Here is a 20,261-nt window from a genome sequence, read left to right on the forward strand (position 1 = left end):
CAAACATTGACATTGCGTGCAAACAGCTTTACAATAGAACCACTATATCAGGGAGGAACAGACAATGGCAGTTACCATCAAGGATGTCGCAGCGGCAGCGGGGGTCTCGCCCTCCACGGTGTCCCGCACCTGCAAGGACAGCCCTTCCATCAGCCGGGAGACCAAGGAGCGGGTGCGCCGCATCATGGCACAGCTGGGCTACGAGCCGAATTTTGAGGCCGAGCCGGTGGAGGCTTTTTCCAAGACCATCGGCATCATTCTGCCCTCCTCCCAGCGGGATGTCTACGAAAACGCCTTTCATCTGGAGATCATCCGCGGCATCGGGCAGTTCTGCAACCAGCGGCGGTATGTGAACACAGTCATCACCGGGCAGGACGACGCCGAGGTGCTGGACGCCATCCAGAGCATGGTGGCCAACGCACAGGCGGACGGCTTTATCCTGCTCTATTCCAAAAAGGACTGCCCGGTGGCGGCGTATCTGCGCAACGAGGGACTGCTCCATGTCATTGTGGGCAAGGCGGCGCAGTCCGCGAACCAGACCATCTACATCGACAACGACAACGCCCTTGCCGGAGAGGAAGCCACCGATTACCTTTATGAAATGGGGCACCGCCGTATTGCGTATTTCGGGGTCAGCAATGCTATGCTGTTTTCCGCAGAGCGCAAGCGGGGCTACCAGATGTCCCTCCTCAAGCACGGCATCACCCCCCGGGAAGAGGACTGTGTGGAGGTCAACGCCCTGAACGACGCCTATGAGGGGGCGCTGAAAGCTCTGCTCACCGCCCCGAATCACCCCACCGCCATGCTGGTCAGCGATGACATCCTTGCTGTGGTGCTGGAGCAGTTCTGCGGCAAGCTGGGACTGCGCGTCCCGAAAGACCTGTCCATCGTGTCCTTCAACAACTCGCTGTTCTCCCGCATCACCAGCCCGCAGCTGACCACCGTGGACGTGAACCCCTACCAGCTGGGCATGGAAGCGGCCAGCCAGACCATCAACCATATCGAAAACCCGAATCTTCTGGCAACCAAGATCATCGTGCCGCACAAGCTCATCCCGCGGGAGAGCTGCTGCCCGCCGCCGGAGGTCTGATCAAACATCCTCTTTTTCAGAGAAACCAAAGAGCCGAACCTTTTCCCGATTGGGGAAAGGCTCGGCTCTTCCGTCACAAAAAGACAACTTCCTGTCACAAAACCACTTTGGGAAAAGCAGCTGTCCATGGTAGAATAAAGAAAATACCATAATAAGGAGTTTTCTTTATGGCAGCTACTTCTCAAAAGCGCTCCGGCACCACCGACCTTACCGTGGGCAAGCCGCTGTTCCAGATCTTGCGGTTCGCCTTGCCGCTGGTGCTGGGCACCTTGTTCCAGCAGCTGTACAGCTTTGCGGACACCGTCATCGTCGGGCGGTGTCTGGGCACCGATGCACTGGGCGCGGTGGGCACCACCTACTCCCTCAACTTTCTCATTCTGGGCTTTGTGCAGGGTGCCTGCGTGGGCTTTGGCATCCCGGCGGCAGAGACCTTTGGCGCAAAGGATAAGGACGGACTGCAAAAATACCTGCTGAACGGCGCACTGCTCTGTCTGGTGCTGAGCGTAGTGTTCACCGTGCTCACCACCCTGATGGCAGGGCCGCTGCTCCGGCTCATCCATACGCCGGAGGAGCTATACGCCGATGCAGTGCTCTACATCCGAATCATTTTTCTGGGCATCCCGGCTACGGTGCTGTATAACTACGCCTCCAGCGTGCTGCGGGCACTGGGGGATTCCCAACACCCGTTTTATTTCCTGCTGGTCGCCAGCGTGGTGAACATTCTGCTGGACTACCTCTTCATCGTGCCGCTGGGCATGGGGGTGGACGGCGCCGCCATTGCCACCGTGCTCAGCCAGCTGCTCAGCGGCGGGCTGTGCGCCTACTGGTTCTTTGCCCGCACGGCAAAGCTGGAGGGGCTTTCCTTCCGGCAGCCGCGCACCCTGCTTTCGGCAGGGCACTGCAAGCGGCTGGCCTACATCGGCCTTCCCATGGGGTTTGAATACTCCGTCTCTGCCATCGGCGCAGTCATCATGCAGGACGCCATCAACCTGCTGGGCAGCACCGCTGTGGCAGCCCAGACCGCAGGCGAAAAGATCCGTCAGATGTTCACCCTGCCCATGGAGAGCGTAGGCATGGCCATGGCTACCTATGTAGGGCAGAACCACGGTGCCCGCCGCACCGACCGCATCCGGCAGGGCATCAAGGACGGCTGCATGGTGCAGCTGCTCTACTGCGCCGTGGCGTGGGGCGTGATCTTTTTCATCAAGCCCTACGCGGTGGGGCTGGTGCTGGGCGATGCCGACCCCGCCGTCACGGCGGGTGCTATCCAGTACCTCAGCGTCATGAGCATGCTGTTCTGTTTCCACGGCCTGCTGATGATCTTCCGCAACACTTTGCAGGGGCTTGGCTACAGCGTGCTGGCCATCGTTTCCGGCGTGGGCGAGCTCATCGGCCGCAGTCTTGGCGGCGTGCTGGCGGTAAAGACCGGCCTTGGCTATCTGGGCATCTGCCTTTCCAACCCCTTTGCTTGGGGCTTGGCGATGTTCTACTGCCTGTTCATGGTCTGCCGCATCCTCCGGCGGGAGACGCAGACCGAAGCCTGAAACCCATAAAAAACACGAAGGCCCGTGGGGAACTCCCCACGGGCCTTTGTGTTTCTGAAGAAGAATCAAAGAAGATTGGAAATGGCTTTTTAGTCCTCTGCCATACCGATCAGGTCAAACTTTTCGGTGGAGACAGTCACCGTAAAGTCCTTCTTGGCAGGCTTTGCGAACTTGACCCAGATGGTGCGGTCAGGCAGGTTGTAGTACCAGCCGGACTCTGCGGTCTCCCAGCCGTCGCGGACGATGAACTGAGGAAGCTGCTGCCCATCCACGCTGGCCCAGAGTGCGCCCTTTTTCTTGCTGACCAGCTTCAGGGTCATGCGCTCCACAGGGGAAGCGTAGCTGCCCTCGGTGGCAAAGCGGATATCGGTGCGGTCGCCGGCCTTGACGGTGATGGTAGTCTTGGCGTAAACGCCGTTTTTGTAATCCTCGGTGTGGCCGTCGTCATCGTACAGCACAAAGCTGGTGTCGGTCTCGGCAGCGACCAGCAGGTCGATCTGGCGCATGGTGTCCTTGAGGATGTGCTTGACGTCCTCGGTGGTCACCACAACGGCAGAGCCGCGCAGGAACATGGGGATGCTTGCCAGCGTGACCGGGACCTCGATGGTCTGGCCGCCCTCGTAGGCGCGCAGATTATCGTTCATATCGTACCAGGTGCAGCCTGCGGGCAGGTAGACGGTGCGGGTAGTGGCACCCTTTTCCACCACGTTTGCCACCAGAATGCTCTTGCCGAACATAAAGGTCAGGTTCTTATCGGTGTAGCACTTGGGGTCGTCCGGGAACTCAAGGAACAGCGGACGCCATGCCGGCATACCGTTCTGGTTGGACTCGTACATCAGGGAGTACAACGTGGGCAGCAGACGGTAGCGCAGCTGGTAGGCTGCACGGATGTAGGGCAGGTTCTCCTCGTACATCCACGGCTGGGTGACGGTGTTGTCGTTGTTGGCGGAGTTCAGGCAGAAGCGCGGCTGGAAGATGCCGTTCTGCAGCCAGCGGAGCAGCAGCTCTGCTTCGGGTGCAGGGCCCGCAAAGCCGCCGATATCGCAGCCCATGTTGGAGCAGCCGGACAGGCCCATGCCCAGAATGGTGGCAATGTTGAACTTGACAGTGCGCCAGTCGGTCAGGTTATCACCGCCCCACACCTGTGCGTAGCGCTGGATACCGGCGTAGCCTGCGCGGTTGATGATGTAGGGGCGCTCGCCGGGGTACACATCTGCCAGCGCCTGCTTGGCGGTGTAGGCCATCAGGTTGGAGTGCAGGATCTTCAGCTCTGCCATGGTGCCCTTTTTGCCCTCAAAGTCGCACTGGGCGTCGCGGTCCTCCACGCCGTCCATCTCGCAGTTGTCGTTCCAGACGGTCTTGGTGCCCTTTTTGAGGATGTTCTCCTCCAGCAGCTGCTTCCAGGTGTTGCGGCCATTGGGGCCGGTGAAGTCGAAGAAGCGTCCCTCGCCGCCCCACCAGCGGCCGTAGTACGGAGCCTTGCCGTCCGGGGTCTTGATAAAGACATCGTTCTTTTCAAACAGGTCGATGTAGGGGTGGTGCTTCAGGATGCCGGGCTTCAGGTTGGGGATGACGTTGATGCCCCGGGCGTTCATGTTCTCAAAGAACTTCTCCGGCTCCGGGAAGCGCTTGTAGTTCCAGTTGAACACATAGCGCAGGTTGTCCTTTTCGCCGCTGGAATAGCCGGAGGCCAGCCAGAAGTTGTCGATGAGGATGCCCTCTTTTTCGTGCTTGTCGATGACCTTGTAGATCTCCTCGTCGCAGTTCTTTTCCAGCTCGGCGTAGTACATGGTGGAGGCGCAGTAGCCCAGAGACTGCTTGGTGGGCAGGGCGCTGCGGCCGGTCAGCAGGGTGTACTCGTTCAGGATCTCCGGCAGGGTCTCACCAGCCAGCAGGAACAGGTCGATGTCGCCGCCGTCGGTCTGGTAGTAGCAGTAGCGCTCCCAGTAGCCGGACAGCTCCTCGCCAAGGTCGAACACGCAGTCGTAGGAGTTGTGGTAGAACAGGCCGACAGGGCGCAGGTCGTGCTCATTTACCCGGATGTAGAAGGGGATGTGCTTGTACATCGGGTCGCCGGTCTCGGGGTCGTGGCCGATGGCATCCTTGGGGGACATCCGCAGGCGGCGTCCCTTTTTGTCCAGATGGCCGGTCTTTTCGCCAAAGCCGTAGAAGTGGTCAAATTCCCGGTTCACCTTGGAGAAGTGGCTCAGACGGCCGATCTGATCCTTCTCAAAGGCGCGCTCCCGCAGATCCTGATAGATCAGCTTGCCGGACTTATCGAACAGCTCAAAATGGAAGGGCTTTTTGAACAGCTTCAAAGTCAGGTGTGCGGTCTCAAAGGTCAGGGTCTTATCGTCCTCAGCGCAGGGGACATCCAGCGCGGTGATGCGGGTGCGCTCGTCCTTGAGCAGGGTGTCCATCCGGTCCTCCCACGCGGTGGTCACCAGCGTGTAGGACTCCTCCTCCATGGGAGTGCCCTTGTCGAAGTGCACCCGGATGCGGATGATATCGTCTGTCATGAAAACCAGCTTCACATCGGCAGCATCGCCGTGGATGAGATAGCCGTTTTCGGTCTTTTCAAAGGATTCAAAACTACGCAGCAGCATAAGAGGTTCCTCCGTGCAGTGTTACATACCGATCAGGTCGAACTGTTCAAACGAGACAGTCAATTCGTGATCCTTGGCGGGATTTGCGTACTTGACCTCGACAGCCTTTTTGCTCTGGCTGTAATACCAGCCCTCGGCAGCGGCGTCGAACTTGCGGCGGTTGAGGAAGTGCTCGATCTTGCGGCCATCCAGCGTGACCCAGAAGGGGCTCTTTTCCTTGGCGATCATCTCCACCTTGATGGTCTCCACGGTGTCCTTGTAGCTGCCCTCGGAGGCAAAGTTCATGGTTACCCGCTCGCCTGCGGTGGTGGTGATGGTGGTCTTGCGGTACACACCGCTCTTGAAATCGTTGGTGATGCCGTCGTCATCGTACAGGGTCGTGGTGGTGGTGCCCTTGGGTGCCACGATGAGGTGCAGGGCGGTGGTGTGGTCGCCCTCCATGGTCATCAGCTGGTTGTCTGCCATGGCGATCACTGCGCCCTCGCGGACGAACATGGGGATGGTAGCCATGGTGACCGGCACTTCGATGGTCTGGCCGCCCTCGTAGCAGCGGAACTTATCGTTCCAGTCGTACCACTTGCAGCCTGCGGGCAGGTAGACGGTGCGGGTCTTGGCACCCTCTTCCAGAACGTTGGCCACCAGAATATCCCGGCCGAACAGGAACTCGAAGCTTTCCTCCCAGACCTTGGGGTCGTTCTGGAAGTCGTAGACCAGAGCGCGCATGATGGGCGCACCGGTCTGGCTGGCCTCGTACTCGGCGCTGTAAAGATAGGGGGTAAAGCGGTAGCGCAGCAGAATGGCGTCCCGGATGATATCCGCAGACTCCCGGAACATCCACGGCTCGGTGACGGTGTTATCGTTGGAGGCAGAGTGGATGGAGAAGCGGGCCTGGAAGATGCCGTTCTGCACCCAGCGCACGAACAGCTCCTCGGTGGGTGCGGGACCGGCAAAGCCGCCGATGTCCGCGCCCTCGTTGGGCTGGCCGGACAGACCCATGCCGGTGATGATGGGGATATTGTACTTCAGGCTCTTCCAGCTGGTGTAGTTGTCGCCGCACCAGGTCTGGGCGTAGCGCTGGATACCGGCGCTGCCACTGCGGCAGACCATGTAGGGGCGTGCCTTGGCGTTGTGCTCCACCACGGCATCGGCACCCACCTTGCACATCAGGGTGCTCATGATGGGCTTGAGCTGGCCGATGGTGCCGCCCTTGCCGTCAAAATCGCAGGTGCAGTCCTTGTCCATCAGGCTGTCGTACTCGCAGTTGTCATTCCAGACGGAATCGGTGCCCACGGCGATGATGGACTCGGTGAGGTACTTTTTCCAGGCTGCACGGCCTTCGGGCTTGGTGAAGTCCCAGAATGCGCCGTCGCCGCCCCACCATTTGCCGACGCCGTAGGTCTCGGGATTCTTGCTGTCCTTCACGAATACGTCATCTGCGTTGAACTCGTCGAAACGGGGGTTGCACAGCAGGACACCCGGCTTGACGTTGGGCACGTTCTGGGCGTGCTTTTCGTTCATGGCATGGAAGTAGGCGCTGGGGTCCTTGAAGCGTTCGGTGTTCCATGTAAAGACGCAGCGCTTGTTGTTCTGGCTGGTATAGCCGCTGGACAGGTGGAAGCCATCGATGGGGAAGCCCTCTTCCTTGATGGTGTCGATGAAGCCCAGCACAGCGTCATCGCTGTCCTTCTCCAGCTCGGGGTAGTACATACTGGAGCCCTGATAGCCCAGTGCACGCTTGGGCAGCAGGGCCGGACGGCCGGTCAGCAGGGTGTAGTTGTCCACGATGCGGGCAATGGTGTCGCCGCCGATCAGGAAGCAGTCCAGATCGCCGCCGTCTGCCTGAAAATAGGTGTAGCGGGGCCAGTAGTTGCTCTTTTCGCAGCCCATGTTGAACACGGACTCGTAGAAGTTGTGGTAGAACACGCCCACAGCCTTGTGGGTGTCGCGGTCCAGACGGATGTAGAAGGGGATGTGCTTGTAGAGGGTATCCATCTTCTCGGCATCGTAGCCCATGGCGTCGGTGGCGCGCTCCCGCTGGAAGGTCTTGTTCTTATCCAGCAGGCCGGTCTTTTCGCCAAAGCCGTAGAAGCAGTCGTCCTCCTTCATCCGGCTGTAAGCCACCACGCGGTTGTTGGAATCCTTGACGAAGGGGTTGCCGGGCAGGGTGCTGTACAGCTCGGAGCCGTCGGCAGCCATCAGCTTGAAGTTGATGGGGTCTTTGTCCACCACCAGCGTCACCTTGCCGGTGGCAAAGGTGAGGGTGCTGTCATCCTCGGTGAGCTCGGCGGCGAAAGGCTCCACACGGGTGCGCTCACCCTTGAACAGCTCGTCCATCCGATCCTCCCATGCGGTGGTCATCAGGACATAGGACTCCTCTGCCAGCTCGTGGTCAAAGCTTGCGCGGACGCGGACGATCTCATCGGTCACAAAGCAGACCTTGATATCAGCGTTATCAGTATGCAGCAGAAAAGCGCCGTCTTTGCGCTCCATGCCGGTAAAACGGGAGCAGATCTCCATTGTTTTTACTCCTCTCAGTTGATTTTTGATAAAAAATGCCCCCATTCCCCCTCAGATGCAGGATATCTTCAGAGAAATGGGGGCAACGTATTCGTTGCTTTACCCGGAACAGTCAGGGCTTAGAACGTCCAGCCAAGGCTGGGCACCAGACCGCACAGGTACGGGATGCACAGCGCAATGGCAGGGATGAAGGTGACAAGGAACAGTGCCACGACCATGGCGGTGAACAGCGGCACAATGTACTTGGTAACGCCTTCGATCTTGACCTTGCCGACACCGCAGCCCACGAACAGGCAGGAACCGACCGGCGGGGTGACCGAGCCGATGCCCAGGTTCATGATGAGCATGATACCGAACTGCACATCGCTCATGCCGATGCTGCGGGTGATGGGCAGGAAGATGGGAGTGAAGATCAGAACTGCGGGGGTCAGATCCAGGAACATACCCATGACCAGCAGGAACACGTTCATGACCAGCAGGATGACGTAGCGGTTGCTGGAAATGCTCATCAGCGCGTTGCTGATAGCGGCAGGGATGCCGGAGTAGCTCATGACGTAGGACATGATGGAGGAAGCGGCGATCAGGAACAGGATGGTGGCGCTGCTCTCCATGGTGTCTGCCAGCAGATTATAGAAGCTCTTGAAGGTCATCTCCTTGTACAGGATGGACAGCAGGCCGCAGTACAGGCAAAGCACCACACCAGCCTCAGTAGCGGTGAAGATGCCTGCCAGAATGCCGCCCATGACGATGATGACGGCCAGCAGAGAGGGCACTGCATCAATGATGATCTTGATGGCAGGGTCGGGGTCCTTGACGTCGGAGGACTTATAGCCCTTCTTGACGGCGATGAACACAGCCAGACCAGCCACGCACAGACCCATCAGGATGCCGGGCAGGTAGCCGCCCATGAACAGAGCAGCCACAGAAACGCCGCCGGCGGTGATGGAGTAAAGGATCAGCGGGCCGGACGGGGGGATCAGGATGCCGGTGGGGGCAGAGCAGATGTTGACGGCTGCGGAGTAGTTGGGGTCGTAGCCCTCATCCAGCTCCAGCGGTGCCATGATGGAGCCCATGGCAGAGGTAGCTGCCACGGAGGAGCCGGAAACGGCACCGAAGAACATATTGGCCAGAACGTTGGTGGCAGCCAGATAGCCGGGCATCTTGCCCACAGCCAGACGTGCCAGACGGACAAGGCGCTTTGCAATGCCGCCCTTGTTCATGATGTTGCCGCCCAGAGAGAAGAAGGGCAGTGCCAGCAGAGAGAAGGAGTCAATACCCGAGAAGCAGCGCTGTGCGGCGGTCAGGGCAAAAATTGCGGGGTCCATGCTGAACAGTGCCGTGAAGATGGATGCAATGCCGATGCCTGCCGAGATGGGCACACCGGCCAGCAGCATGACAAAGAAGGAACCGAACAGCAGTAACGTAGCCTGTGCAACCATTATGCGTTTTCTCCTTTCTTTTCCTTACGCTCCGCGAAGAGCTGTACATACTTCAGCACGCGAGCCAGAATGATGAACACGCCGGAGATCGGCAGGATGGAATACAGGAACTTGAAGGGGATGCGCATGACCGAGGAAACGTTGGTGGCGTTTGCAGTCAGCTTCCAGCCGCCGTAAACAAAGACGTAGCCCACAAAGAACACGATGGCGGCCTCGATGAACACGCTGAGCACAACGTTGAACGCACCCTTTGCGCGGCCCTTGACCAGATCCAGTGCCAGATGCTTATCCTTGTAGAAGCAGTAGGCGGAACCGATCATGGAAGCCCAGATCAGGACATAGCGCAGAAACTCGTCCGTCACAGTGGAGGGGTTGCGCAGGATCCAGCGGGTAAAGATCTGCCAAGTGCCGCCTGCCAGCAGGGCGAACATTGCCACTGCCATGAGGAAGCGCATGACATTATCCAGAATTTTATCCAGTTTTTTCACAAGATCATCTCCTTGAACTCATTCCCTCCCGCGCAGCTGCGGGCTGCGCCGTGCGCTGCCCGCAGCATGGGAGGTAAGGCAATACCGCATAATTCTAAGTGCCGATACGGCGAGCGAGGTGCGGCAGATGCTAAGCCAAAAGTGCAGATAATACTTTGTGTATTATCGAGCATTTTGGCAACGCAGATGCCGTGTCGCAGCCGCCGGAACGGTGCTTAAGCCGTCAGGCGGGAATTGTGCGGTGTTGCCGGAAGAATGGAAAGCAATGAGTCGGCGTTTAGGCCATTGCGCGGATCTCTTCCACGACCGCGTAGGTGGTGGGGTTGGAGGTCTTGAGGTTCTCGTAGATGGGCTGCACAGCGGCCTGGAATGCGGCGATATCCACATCCTTGACCAGCTCGACGCCGTTCTGGTTCACAGCCTTGTCCAGCACCTCGTCCTCGAACTTCTTCCAAGCGTCCTTATACTCCTCGGTAGCGGCCTTGGCGCACTCGGACACGATGGACTTCTGCTCGTCAGAGAACTTGTTCCACACGCTGGAAGCGATGACCACCATATCGGGGATGCGGGTGTGCTCGTCGAAGCAGTAGTACTTGGTCACGTCGCCGTGGTCGCGCAGTGCGGTGACGTTGTTCTCGGCACCGTCGATGACGCCCTGCTGCATACCGGTGTAGATATCGCTGTAACCCATAACGGTAGCGGAGCCGCCCAGGCAGTTCATCATGTCGATAGCCATCTGGCTGTCCATGGTGCGGATCTTCAGACCCTTCAGGTCAGCCGGGGTGCGGATGGCGGTAGCCTTGGTGTAGAAGGAACGTGCGCCGGAATCCAGCCAGGTCAGGCCGCGGAAGCCCTGATCATCGGTGGACTCAAAGACTGCCTTTGCAGAGTCGCTGTCCATGTAGCTGTAGTAGTGTGCCTGATCGTTGAACACATAAGGCACGGAGAAGGCGTTGTACTTCTCGCTGAAGTTGCCCAGGGTGGAAGCGGAGACCTTTGCCATATCCAGTGCGCCTGCCTGGATCTGGGAGATCATGTCAGCCTCGCTGCCCAGGGTGCCGTTGGGGATGATCTGGATGTTGATGCTGCCGCCGGTCTTTTCCTTGACCTGCTCTGCAAAGCTGGTCAGCTGGATGTGCACAGCGTGATCCTCGGCCAGATTGTGGCCCAGCTTCAGGTTGAAGCTGCCGCCGGTGGCAGCAGCTGCGCCGGAACCGGCAGTGCTGTTGGAAGAACCGCCGCAAGCGGTGAGCAGGGCAGATGCACCAGCAACTGCCATGACCTGTACGAACTGTCTGCGAGTGATTTTCATAGTGTTTTTCCTTCCTTATCTTGTTTTTATCGTATCCAACGATCACAGCCGGTCGGCTGTGAAACAACAAAAATTGCGGTGCAGCGCTCAGGACGCGCTGCGCTGAAAGCGATCCTTTCCCATCTGGATCAGGTCTTTCAGGTTGAGCCCCCACAGGCTCTTGGAGCGCTTCCAGTCCTTGCCGGTCTCCTTGGCAAGCACCTTTGCGAACCGCTCCGGGTTTGCCGGCAGCAGGCTGCCCTTGGGGATCATCACGGCCATCTGACGGCTCTGGAAGATGTAGAAATACTGGTCATCCTCCACCAGCCGGTCGATCTTTGCAAAGGGGATGTGGGCACCGTTTTCCACGTCCACGCCGCCATCGTTGACCCGGCAGCTCACGGTGGTCTCCGCCCCGCCCCGCTGCATGATGACCCCCTCTGCCGCCACCCGGCTCAAAAAGTCCGGCATGGCGAACATGGCACAGCCCACCAGCAGGCAGAGCACCTTGATGAAGGCGGGGATGGCGGTGAACAGCGCCGCCATCACCAGCACAAAGGCCGCTGCAAGCCACAGCAGGTGCCGCAGCCCCTCGTAGGTGTAGAACTCCGTGCGGAACATCCGGCGGATGGTCTCATCGTTAAAGACCACCTTGGCTTCAAAATGATTCTTTGAGGTCTGCATGGACGGACTCCTTTCAGACGGTCACGAAATGCGACCGGCGCATTCGTCGATAAGCACAAAAGTGTTGAAACATTTTTGTGTATTTGGTCAATCTCGTCTCCTTGCACCCTTATCATACTAAAAAACACATGGATTTTCCGCAGATTTTGTGATTTAAATGTTGCAAAATGTGATATATACTGATATACTAGGGCAAAAAACGACGTAAAGGCACGATTCTGATTTTTTTAACAAGGAGCAGGAGCGGCTATGGGCATCGAACGGGTCACACATTATATCGATAATGTCCTTACGGAAGCGCAGGCGCGGATGGGGCTGAGCAACACCCGGCTTCTGGTCACATGGTACACGAACCGGGAAAACAAGCAGTCCGTGGTGCACTCCCACCCGTATCACGAGCTGGTGCTTCCCATCGGCGGCAGCACGGTGCGCTACTCGGTGGACGGCAGCGTGTATCTGGTCCATGTGGGGGAGCTGGTCTACTTCCCCTCTCAGGTCTACCACTCCGGCAACTTCAATATTGACGATGCCCAGTCGGATCGTCTGGTCATCCAGATCGACGATGCTCTCTGGCAGGCCACCCGCCGCCGCGTGAACCTGAAAAATGCAGACTGGATGCACGAGCTCACCGTGCTGGACAGCGAGGCCTGCCGCAAGTGGGATTTCAAGGGGCTTTTCATCCGCATGGCGCAAAGTCAGGAGCTGCCGGGCTCTATCCGGGATATCGTTTTTGAGGCGCAGGTCGCTGAGATGATGCTGCTTATCACGCAGGCCACCGGCAGCGGACAGACCACTGCACCCAGCAGCACCAGTGTGCTGGTCGCGCGCGCGGTGGCCTACCTGCAGGCCCATTATCAGGACCCGACCCTGACCACCGCGCAGCTGGCGCAGGAACTTTACGCCAGCCGGGAGCACCTTTCCCGCGCATTCAAGGAATGCACCATGGAGAGCATCCACAATTACCTGACCTATCTGCGGATGCAGCACTGCCGCAAGGCGCTGGAAGAGGGCGTTTCCGTCCTGAACGCCTGCACCGAGAGTGGCTTCCCGGATTACAGCAGCTTTCTGAAAACCTTCCGCCGTCTGTACGGCATCACCCCCGCCGAATACCGCACACAGCACCGGATGCAGTAGGCTTACCGCTGCGCCTGTTTTTCTTCGCGTGTATGCAGAAAAGGCCGGACCCCTTTGAACGGGTCCGGCCTTTTCCGTGCCTTGGTTGTATCTTGTGCAAAGTTACGGTAGATCTTCAGTCCCATCGGTGCCCAGAAGGTGCCGAGAGGGGAGATGGAACAGTATCTTTCGCCGGGGTGTGACCGCGGCAGACCGGGAGCTCGATATCAGCAGGTCTCAGGATGAAGCAGTGCTTCCACCAGATCCATGTTCTTGGAAATGTCATTGCGCGTGCTTGCATAAAGCATCGTTGCTACGATCAGGCGATCCATCATGCGCGCCAGATAGACCCGGCCGATGCCCTTCAGACCTGCTTGCTCGAAAATACTCAGCAGATCGTTGAGCGCCAAGCTTGCCGTGCGCGTGTACTCCCGCGTGTAATTGCTGGTATAATGCCCGGACAGCGGGTCCGTTCCGTCCGCATCCATAAGCGTCACATGGTCAAGCGAGTCGGCATTCTTCACCAGTTCTTCTACCAGCTTTGCATTGAAGGCACTACTACGCTTCATCGTTTTCTGCGCGCAGCATCCGGTATCCGACACCAACATGGGTCTGGATCAGATGCGGCGCATTCGGGCATCGTTCCAGTTTTTTGCGCAGGGATGCCATATAAACACGCAAGGAAGCAATGTCATTTTCCTGCGTACTGCCCCATACTTTCTGCGTGAGGGAGGTATGCGTCAGCACTTTGCCCACATTATGCGCCAGCACACACAGCAGTTTGTACTCGATGGGGGTCAGATGCAATTCATTCTCGCTCAACCAGACGCAGCCTGCCGAGAAGTCGATTTTCAAAGGACCATTGACAAAAACCGGGCTATTGATGCCGTCAGAAGCCAGCAGATTCAATCTGCGCTGCGTTACACGCAGTCTTGCCAGCAGCTCATCCACGGAAAACGGCTTCGTCAGATAATCATCTGCGCCGTTGTCAAGGGCTTCGATCTTATCGGAATCTTCGCTCCGGGCACTCAGGACGATGATGGGCAGGTTCGACCATGTGCGGACGCTGCGGATGACCTCAATGCCGTCTATATCGGGCAGTCCAAGATCCAGCAGCATGATGTCCGGGTTGTGGCTGGTGGCCATCATGATCGCCGTTTCCCCATTGGAAGCAGTCAGATATTTATAGCCGTGGGTCTTCAGGGTCGTTGTGATCAGACACCGTACAGGGACATCATCCTCTACGACCAGAATGGACGGCTTATTCATGAATGTTCACCTCGCTTTGCGGCAATGCAAAGGAAAAGACACTGCCATTGGGAATGTTGTCCCGCAGGGTCAATGTTCCGCCGTGAGCCGTCAGGATCGCACGGCAGAGGGGCAAGCCCAAGCCAAGGCTGCGGTGGCTGTCTGCGATGCGGCTCTGCCCGGTATAAAACATCTCGAACACCTGTGCTTTTGCGCGATCTGGAATACCGGGGCCGTTATCTGCAACTTCCACTATGACCTGATGGTCTTTCCGGTAAGCCGAAATCTGAATGACCGAGCCCACGGGGGTGTATTTGATGGCGTTATCCACCAGATTGACAACGACCTGCATGATCAGCCGTGCATCCACATTGACCAAGAGGATCTCGTCCCCATACTGTGTTGTGATGGTGTGTTCGCAGCTTTTCCGGTTGACATGATGCAGTGCTTCTTCGATCATTTCATCCATCAGCTGCGGCGAGATCTGCAGATTCATCCGCCCATCCTCAATGCGGGTGATGGAAAGCAGATTTTCCACCAGACCGATCAGCCATTGTGCATCGTCAAAAATATCGGTGCAGATCTTGTTCCGGGTCTCTGTATCCAATGTTTCTCCGTTGGAAAGCAGATTGCTGGCATTGCCGGAAATGGAGGTCAGCGGGGTGCGCAGGTCATGGGAGATCGTGCGCAGCAGGTTTGCCCGCAGCTCTTCATTCCTTGCCTGCAATGCAGCTTGCTCTTTTTCCAGCGCATTTCTGCGGTTTTCGATGGCCAGCGCACCTTCGCCCAGAATGGAAAGCAGCACACTGTTTTCAAAGGCATCCAGCGGTTTTTCGGACAGATCGATCCCGATCACTCCAAACACACCGCCTCCGGTCCGAAGCGCAAGATAAAGCCCCTTTGCATCCGGGTAGCTATCCGTGCCTGCACCGGAACGCTTTTTGTTGGAAAACGTCCAGTTTGCCGCATCCCGTTCTTCCGGTGCAGAAAAGATGTTACACGGCACTTCCCCGTCAACCGAAAAAAGCTGTTCTGAACCAAGATCTCCGTTTTGTTCCGGGTAGACGATCAGGCTCCGGTTCAGCAGCTTCATCAGCTGGGACGCTGTCTGAGAGAGGATTTCTTCCTCGCTTTTTGCTCTCTGTAAAAGCTGATTTGTATCAAACAGTACTTTTGTCCGGAATGCTGCCTGCGCAGACATTTTTGCATGGTCTTTCAACCGTGTCGTCAACGTACAGGTAATGATTGCAGAGGTCAGCATCAGGGCAAATGTAACCTGATAACCGGGGTCATACGCATGGAATGTCAGGTATGGCTCGGTCATGAAGAAATTGTACAGCGTAACACTGGCAACGGACCCCAGCACACCGCAGGTGTAGCCGCTGGTGAACAGCGCCGTAAACAACACGCCCAGCATATAGAGCATAATAATGTTATAACGCGCAAAGTCCAGTTGCAAGAAAAAGAAGCCGATGAGCGTGATGCAGCTCAGGATGCCTGCGGTGATCAGCAGATCACGGACAGACGGCAGAAGCGGACGGGCGAACAGCCGCCGTCCTGAACCGTAGCCGTTCTCTGCAGAAGCATCCGGGATGATATAAATATCCAGATTGGGCGCAGTCAGCGTCAATTTTTCGGTCAGTGACGGCCCGCTCCAGAAATGGCGGCGATGTATGCTGGAGCGCCCCAGTACGATTTTTGTAATGCCGGAGATCCGGGCAAACTCTGCGATCTGCTGCGGGATGTCATTCCCGTAGATCGTAGAAATGTCGGCACCTGCCTGCTCTGCCATACGAATATGCTGCTGCAAACGCCGACGATCTTCTTTTCCCATCTGATTCGAATCAGGAGTCCGTACATACAGAGCTGTAAAGGTCCCACCAAACGCCTTTGCCATCGTTGCCGCCGTCCGCACGATCTTTGCATTGGAGGGAGAGGACGACAGACACGCCAGAATATGTTCAGTGGGTGGGTCGTTCTGATTCATAAAAATCACCTGCCTTGCCCACAGTATAGCACAATTTGATGGTCACGACCACCAGCCGCGTCTTTTTCCTTCCTGTCGAAGGATCTCCCTCCGTATGTGATCCAGCGCATCTGCTGCCCAGAAGCCACTCAACATGACTCCAAGAACCATCAGCAACAAAACGACATCCATACCAATCCGTCCTATCTTTTTAGAGCCGGAAACACTTCTGGATCGATGCGTATTTTCCCAAAACCAGCATACTTTCATCCCGGCACAGCTGCGTATCCGGCGTAATGCTCATATCGAGCTTTCCGTCTTTTTTCAGCGCAAGAATATTGATGTTATACTTTTTTCGGATATTGATCTCGCCGATCGTGCGATCCGTCCATTCCGGCGGAATGGTCACTTCCATGATGGCGTGGTCGTCCTGCAGCTCGATGTAATCCAGAATGTGTTCGGAGCTGTATCGGATCGCCGCCCACTTTGCCAGCTGCTTTTCCGGGTAGACCACTTCATCCGCACCGTTGCGCAGCAGGAACTTGGCTTGTACATCCCGCTCTGCACGCGAGACCACAAGCTTTGCGCCCAGCTCCTTGAGCAGCGATGTTGTTTCCAACGAACTCTGAAAATTGCCGCCGATGGTTACGATACACACATCAAAATTGCCGACACCAAGGGAGCGCAGAAAGTATTCGCTGGTGCTGTCACCGATCTGTGCATTCGTCACATAGGAAAGCACGGCGTTCACACGGTCCTCATTGCTGTCGATCGCCATGACCTGATGACCCAGCTCATTCAGTTCCTGCGCAATATGGCGGCCAAAACGGCCAAGCCCAATCAAAAGAATCGATTTCATACCTGTCTCCTTTATCCGATTGCGATCTTCTCCTGCGGCAGACGAGAGTGGGCAGGGCTGCTGCCAAATGCCGCATAGATCAACGTCAATCCGCCAACACGTCCCAAAAACATCAGTGCGATCAGCACCCCCTGCGAAAGAGCCCCCAGCTGCGGCGTGATGCCCAATGTCAGACCCACCGTTGCCACAGCCGATGCGGTCTCATACAGACAGACCGACATCGGCAGCTGCTCTGCCGCAGCAATGACAAAGGCTCCGAGGAAGAACAGCGTCAAATACATCCCTGCGATGGTGGCAGCATTCTTGACCGCAGAACCATCTATGCGCCGCCCGAAAAATTCGGCATCTTCTCTGCGGCGGAAGGTCGCCCACATATTGGCCAGCAGAACGGCAAACGTTGTGGTTTTCATGCCGCCTGCCGTAGAGCCGGGCGAACCGCCCAACAGCATCAGAACCACCATCAATGCCTGTGAAGTGCTGCCCATCGCAGCAAGATCAGCAGTGTTAAAACCGGCAGTACGGGGGGTAACGGATTGGAACATCGACAATAAAATGCGCTGCCGGGCAGAGCCTGCCGTGAACTCGAAACAATAAAAGTACAGCGCCGGCAATACCAGAAGAAATGCCGTTGTGACAAGGATCACCTTGCTCTGCATCCGGTAACGGTGAAAATCAAGGCGATATGTATAAATGTCCTCCCATGTCAGAAAACCAAGGCCGCCAAAGACGATCAGAGCCGCGATCACTGTGGTAAGCAATGGGTTTCCTGCATACTGTGTCAGCGAAACAAATTTTGCCCCCTCTGTTCCCAGCAGGTCAAAGCCGGCATTGCAGAACGCCGAAATGGAATGAAACAGTGCATACCAGATCCCGCGCAGTCCATAATCGGCGCAGAACGTCGGCAGCAGCAGTGCAGCACCGGCCAATTCAAACAGGGCGGTGATCCGCAGAATAAAGCCTGTCAGCCGCACGATGCCGCCCATCTGTGGGGCAGCCGTAGCTTCCTGCATCGTGCTGCGCTGCTTGAGGGAGATCTTTCGCCCGGAAAGCAGCGCAAAGGCAGCGCCCACTGTAATGACGCCCAATCCTCCGATCTGGATCAGAAGAAGAATTACGCTTTGCCCAAAAACCGACCAATAGCTGCCGGTATCCTGTACCACAAGTCCGGTCACACAAAGAGCAGAGGTGGAGGTAAACAGTGCCTCATGGAACGGTGTAACGCATCGTTGCTGTGCAGCGATCGGAAGCATCAGAAGCAACGCGCCCACCAGATCAACTGCTGCAAAACCTGCAATAATGACTTGAAAAGAAGAAAAACGGTGCCGCCTGTAACGAGGATATCGAATCATAAAAGCTCCTTTATCTATCCATGTGCATAAAGATTAGCATGGAATAAATAAAAGAGCCGTAAAGAAAATTGTAGAAGTATAAAGATTTCATTAAAATTAATCGGGCAACACCAAATAACAAATGCTGGACATCACCAGCGCAAAAAAGCGGTAATGTCCAGCATTCATTCAGATTTCTAATCCATGGCTTCCAGCCGCATTCTTCAAATATTCCTCCGGGTCACCGTTCAGAATCAAATCCGCATAGCCCAGCGGGTCATTGTAGATGAGGTAGTCTAACTCCGCCCGCTGCGGCCACGGCAGGCTGGAGGATTGAACCTTAGAAACCGCGCGGCAAAAATGCTAATCGCGCGACGCACGTTTCTCAGCGTAAATTCAGCGCAAACCATACCAAGTCAGCGTATTTTCAGCGTAAATCCCGGAAAGTCAGCGTTAATGACCATTTACCATATAAATGATGCCCGCCCAGCTGTGGAAAAGCCACAGTGGGCGGGCATTCTGCGTTTTCAGATGGACTGGAATCCCTTGCCGATAATCTCGCTGGAGTTGACAATGGTCAGAAAGGCCTCCGGGTCCTCCCGGCGCAGGAAATCCCGCAACAGCCCTGCCTGCCGCCGGGTCAGCGCCACCATGATCATGGTGCGGGGCTCGCCGGTGTACACGCCGGTGGCGTTCTGCTGGGTCGCTGTGCGTCCCAGTGTTTCCGTAACGAAATGCCGGATGGGCTCCGGCCTTGAGGTGATGACCGTACACACCTTGCGGAGATTCAGGCTCTCGATGGCTGTATCCACGATGGTGCTGCGCCCGATGAGTCCCAGTACGCAGTACATCCCGGTCTGCGGGCCGTAGAGGTAAGCCGCAAACAGCACCGTGCCGATATCGCTGAGCAGCAGAGCCCTGCCGATCTCCACCTTGATGTACTTGTGCAGGATCATCGCCACGATCTCGGTGCCGCCGGTGGATGCCCCGATGTTGAATACGATGCCGCTGGCAATGGCAGGCAGCGCCACCGCAAAGCACAGCTCCAGAAGAGTGTCATCCGTCAAAGGCTGCGACACGGGAAACATCTTTTCGCACATACTGGAATAAAAGCTGAGCATGAAGGAGGAGTACAGTGTCCAACCCATGGTCTTTATGCCCAGAAAGACGCAGCCCAGCACATCCAGCACCGCATTGGTGATCCACATAAAGGTGCTGACGCTCAGAGCCGGAAAGCAGGTGGCCAGCACGATGGAAAGACCGGTGGTGCCGCCAAATACAAAGTGGTTGGGCGCACAGTAGAAGTTCAGTGCTACTGCATAGATGATAAGTCCCAGATTCAGCAGCAGAAAAAAGCGTGCGCCGCTCCACAGCTGTGCTGGGGTCAGGTTTTTGCGCAGACCGTTCTTGATTGCTTCCATCTCAGTCCAGATGCTCCTTTACATCCATCAGCTGGGTGATGATGCAGTCTGCGGCGGACTGGTCCAGCGGCTCGCCGTGGCGGGGCTTCAGTGCCAGTACCTTCAGCCCTGCCGCCTTTGCGGAGGCGATGCCCGTGGGAGAATCCTCCACCGCAATGGCCTTATCTGCCGTCAGCCCCAGTGCCTTCAGCGCCTTGAGATAGATGTCCGGCGCAGGCTTATGGGCGGCGCAGTCCTCGCCGCTGAAAGCAAAATCCACCATGGCTTTCAAGCCGCCCTCCGTGAGCATCTTCATGATATCCGGCGCTGCGCTGGAGGACGCCACCGCCACCTTCAGTCCACGGCTGCGCAGCGCATTCATCAGCGGCTCTGCCTGCGGATCGGTAAGCTCGCCGTAGGGGGTGGGGCGAGCTTTGCGGTACTCCCGGTAAGCCATCAGCATCTCCTGACGGCGCACAGGGTCGTTGGGAACGATAGCTTCCCAGATGGCTTTTTCGTTAGAGCCGATGAAGTTGCCCTCCGGGATGGGGATGCCGTTTTCCAGCAGAAAGTTCTTGCGGCGGTTCTCGTAGTAATATTCCGTATCTGCCAGCACCCCATCCATATCAAAAATCACTGCTTCAATCATTCTTCATTTCCCTCTTCATCAAAAAAGGGGAGGGGCAAG

The 20,261-nt window shown here is 56.9% G+C and carries 16 protein-coding genes and 1 pseudogene; 3 read left to right on the forward strand and 14 right to left on the reverse strand.

What is annotated here, in order from left to right:
• Nucleotides 1-64 precede the first annotated feature (64 nt).
• Entirely contained in the window at nucleotides 65-1,090 is a 1,026-nt protein-coding gene (locus ACXPUX_RS02360) for a LacI family DNA-binding transcriptional regulator (RefSeq protein WP_458829740.1), read from the forward strand.
• A 167-nt stretch (nucleotides 1,091-1,257) separates the two neighbouring features.
• Nucleotides 1,258-2,634 (forward strand): MATE family efflux transporter, encoded by a 1,377-nt coding sequence (locus tag ACXPUX_RS02365; protein WP_458829742.1) that lies wholly within the window; start codon nucleotides 1,258-1,260, stop codon nucleotides 2,632-2,634.
• A gap of 89 nt (nucleotides 2,635-2,723) precedes the next feature.
• Here the strand turns inward: ACXPUX_RS02365 and ACXPUX_RS02370 are convergent, their stop codons facing one another.
• The 6 genes from ACXPUX_RS02370 to ACXPUX_RS02395 all read right to left on the reverse strand — a co-directional run bounded on the left by ACXPUX_RS02370 (nucleotide 2,724) and on the right by ACXPUX_RS02395 (nucleotide 11,659).
• Nucleotides 2,724-5,240, reverse strand: a complete 2,517-nt coding sequence (locus ACXPUX_RS02370) for a glycoside hydrolase family 31 protein (protein WP_458829744.1) — start codon at nucleotides 5,238-5,240, stop codon at nucleotides 2,724-2,726.
• Between the two features lie 21 nt (nucleotides 5,241-5,261).
• On the reverse strand, nucleotides 5,262-7,757 hold the full coding sequence (locus ACXPUX_RS02375) for a glycoside hydrolase family 31 protein (RefSeq protein ID WP_458829746.1): 2,496 nt from the start codon (nucleotides 7,755-7,757) through the stop codon (nucleotides 5,262-5,264).
• 119 nt (nucleotides 7,758-7,876) lie between these two features.
• Nucleotides 7,877-9,196 carry a TRAP transporter large permease gene (locus ACXPUX_RS02380; RefSeq protein WP_458829748.1) on the reverse strand — a complete coding sequence of 440 codons (1,320 nt, stop codon included), beginning with the start codon at nucleotides 9,194-9,196 and terminating at the stop codon, nucleotides 7,877-7,879.
• Complete coding sequence (locus ACXPUX_RS02385) at nucleotides 9,196-9,684, reverse strand: TRAP transporter small permease (RefSeq protein ID WP_097771428.1); 489 nt, start codon at nucleotides 9,682-9,684, stop codon at nucleotides 9,196-9,198. Before ACXPUX_RS02385 ends, ACXPUX_RS02380 begins: the two co-directional genes overlap by 1 nt.
• A 277-nt stretch (nucleotides 9,685-9,961) precedes the next feature.
• Nucleotides 9,962-10,996 (reverse strand): TRAP transporter substrate-binding protein DctP, encoded by a 1,035-nt coding sequence (gene dctP, locus ACXPUX_RS02390; protein WP_458829750.1) that lies wholly within the window; start codon nucleotides 10,994-10,996, stop codon nucleotides 9,962-9,964.
• 87 nt (nucleotides 10,997-11,083) lie between these two features.
• Nucleotides 11,084-11,659, reverse strand: a complete 576-nt coding sequence (locus tag ACXPUX_RS02395) for a YcxB family protein (protein ID WP_458829752.1) — start codon at nucleotides 11,657-11,659, stop codon at nucleotides 11,084-11,086.
• A gap of 249 nt (nucleotides 11,660-11,908) precedes the next feature.
• Between ACXPUX_RS02395 and ACXPUX_RS02400 the strand changes: the two genes are divergently transcribed.
• Nucleotides 11,909-12,793 carry a helix-turn-helix domain-containing protein gene (locus ACXPUX_RS02400; RefSeq protein ID WP_458829754.1) on the forward strand — a complete coding sequence of 295 codons (885 nt, stop codon included), beginning with the start codon at nucleotides 11,909-11,911 and terminating at the stop codon, nucleotides 12,791-12,793.
• Nucleotides 12,794-12,999: 206 nt separating this feature from the next.
• On the opposite strand, the gene ACXPUX_RS02405 is transcribed toward ACXPUX_RS02400, so the two are convergent.
• From ACXPUX_RS02405 to ACXPUX_RS02440, 8 genes and pseudogenes are all read right to left on the reverse strand, one after another.
• Nucleotides 13,000-13,341 (reverse strand): hypothetical protein, encoded by a 342-nt coding sequence (locus ACXPUX_RS02405; protein WP_458829756.1) that lies wholly within the window; start codon nucleotides 13,339-13,341, stop codon nucleotides 13,000-13,002.
• Nucleotides 13,331-14,041: a response regulator gene (locus tag ACXPUX_RS02410; RefSeq protein WP_458829758.1), complete on the reverse strand. Its 711-nt coding sequence runs from the start codon at nucleotides 14,039-14,041 to the stop codon at nucleotides 13,331-13,333. Before ACXPUX_RS02410 ends, ACXPUX_RS02405 begins: the two co-directional genes overlap by 11 nt.
• Nucleotides 14,034-15,917: a DUF4118 domain-containing protein gene (locus ACXPUX_RS02415; RefSeq protein ID WP_458831139.1), complete on the reverse strand. Its 1,884-nt coding sequence runs from the start codon at nucleotides 15,915-15,917 to the stop codon at nucleotides 14,034-14,036. The genes ACXPUX_RS02410 and ACXPUX_RS02415 overlap by 8 nt, the downstream gene beginning before the upstream one ends.
• 280 nt (nucleotides 15,918-16,197) lie before the next feature.
• The gene (locus tag ACXPUX_RS02420) at nucleotides 16,198-16,845 is read right to left on the reverse strand and encodes a potassium channel family protein (RefSeq protein ID WP_458829759.1); all 648 of its coding nucleotides are present in this window, start codon (nucleotides 16,843-16,845) and stop codon (nucleotides 16,198-16,200) included.
• An 11-nt stretch (nucleotides 16,846-16,856) separates the two neighbouring features.
• A complete protein-coding gene (locus ACXPUX_RS02425) occupies nucleotides 16,857-18,194 on the reverse strand; it encodes a TrkH family potassium uptake protein (RefSeq protein WP_458829761.1) in 1,338 nt (445 codons plus the stop codon).
• 168 nt (nucleotides 18,195-18,362) lie between these two features.
• A pseudogene (locus ACXPUX_RS02430) lies at nucleotides 18,363-18,583 on the reverse strand (DUF6061 family protein).
• Nucleotides 18,584-18,700: 117 nt separating this feature from the next.
• Nucleotides 18,701-19,594, reverse strand: a complete 894-nt coding sequence (locus ACXPUX_RS02435; RefSeq protein WP_015565011.1) for a YitT family protein — start codon at nucleotides 19,592-19,594, stop codon at nucleotides 18,701-18,703.
• 1 nt (nucleotide 19,595) lies between these two features.
• The gene (locus ACXPUX_RS02440) at nucleotides 19,596-20,222 is read right to left on the reverse strand and encodes an HAD family hydrolase (protein ID WP_458829763.1); all 627 of its coding nucleotides are present in this window, start codon (nucleotides 20,220-20,222) and stop codon (nucleotides 19,596-19,598) included.
• Nucleotides 20,223-20,261 lie beyond the last annotated feature (39 nt).

The sequence above is a fragment of the Faecalibacterium sp. PGM34 genome, from assembly GCF_054456555.1.

What these genes read in the sequence shown, in the direction of transcription:
- ACXPUX_RS02425 (WP_458829761.1), bottom strand. Translation starts at nt 18,194, where the DNA reads ATGATTCGATATCCTCGTTACAGGCGGCACCGTTTTTCTTCTTTTCAA.
- ACXPUX_RS02380 (WP_458829748.1), bottom strand. Translation starts at nt 9,196, where the DNA reads ATGGTTGCACAGGCTACGTTACTGCTGTTCGGTTCCTTCTTTGTCATG.
- ACXPUX_RS02360 (WP_458829740.1), top strand. Translation starts at nt 65, where the DNA reads ATGGCAGTTACCATCAAGGATGTCGCAGCGGCAGCGGGGGTCTCGCCC.
- ACXPUX_RS02375 (WP_458829746.1), bottom strand. Translation starts at nt 7,757, where the DNA reads ATGGAGATCTGCTCCCGTTTTACCGGCATGGAGCGCAAAGACGGCGCT.
- ACXPUX_RS02365 (WP_458829742.1), top strand. Translation starts at nt 1,258, where the DNA reads ATGGCAGCTACTTCTCAAAAGCGCTCCGGCACCACCGACCTTACCGTG.
- ACXPUX_RS02435 (WP_015565011.1), bottom strand. Translation starts at nt 19,594, where the DNA reads ATGGAAGCAATCAAGAACGGTCTGCGCAAAAACCTGACCCCAGCACAG.
- ACXPUX_RS02415 (WP_458831139.1), bottom strand. Translation starts at nt 15,917, where the DNA reads ATGGCAAAGGCGTTTGGTGGGACCTTTACAGCTCTGTATGTACGGACT.
- ACXPUX_RS02410 (WP_458829758.1), bottom strand. Translation starts at nt 14,041, where the DNA reads ATGAATAAGCCGTCCATTCTGGTCGTAGAGGATGATGTCCCTGTACGG.
- ACXPUX_RS02440 (WP_458829763.1), bottom strand. Translation starts at nt 20,222, where the DNA reads ATGATTGAAGCAGTGATTTTTGATATGGATGGGGTGCTGGCAGATACG.
- ACXPUX_RS02370 (WP_458829744.1), bottom strand. Translation starts at nt 5,240, where the DNA reads ATGCTGCTGCGTAGTTTTGAATCCTTTGAAAAGACCGAAAACGGCTAT.
- ACXPUX_RS02395 (WP_458829752.1), bottom strand. Translation starts at nt 11,659, where the DNA reads ATGCAGACCTCAAAGAATCATTTTGAAGCCAAGGTGGTCTTTAACGAT.
- ACXPUX_RS02420 (WP_458829759.1), bottom strand. Translation starts at nt 16,845, where the DNA reads ATGAAATCGATTCTTTTGATTGGGCTTGGCCGTTTTGGCCGCCATATT.
- ACXPUX_RS02400 (WP_458829754.1), top strand. Translation starts at nt 11,909, where the DNA reads ATGGGCATCGAACGGGTCACACATTATATCGATAATGTCCTTACGGAA.
- dctP (WP_458829750.1), bottom strand. Translation starts at nt 10,996, where the DNA reads ATGAAAATCACTCGCAGACAGTTCGTACAGGTCATGGCAGTTGCTGGT.
- ACXPUX_RS02405 (WP_458829756.1), bottom strand. Translation starts at nt 13,341, where the DNA reads ATGAAGCGTAGTAGTGCCTTCAATGCAAAGCTGGTAGAAGAACTGGTG.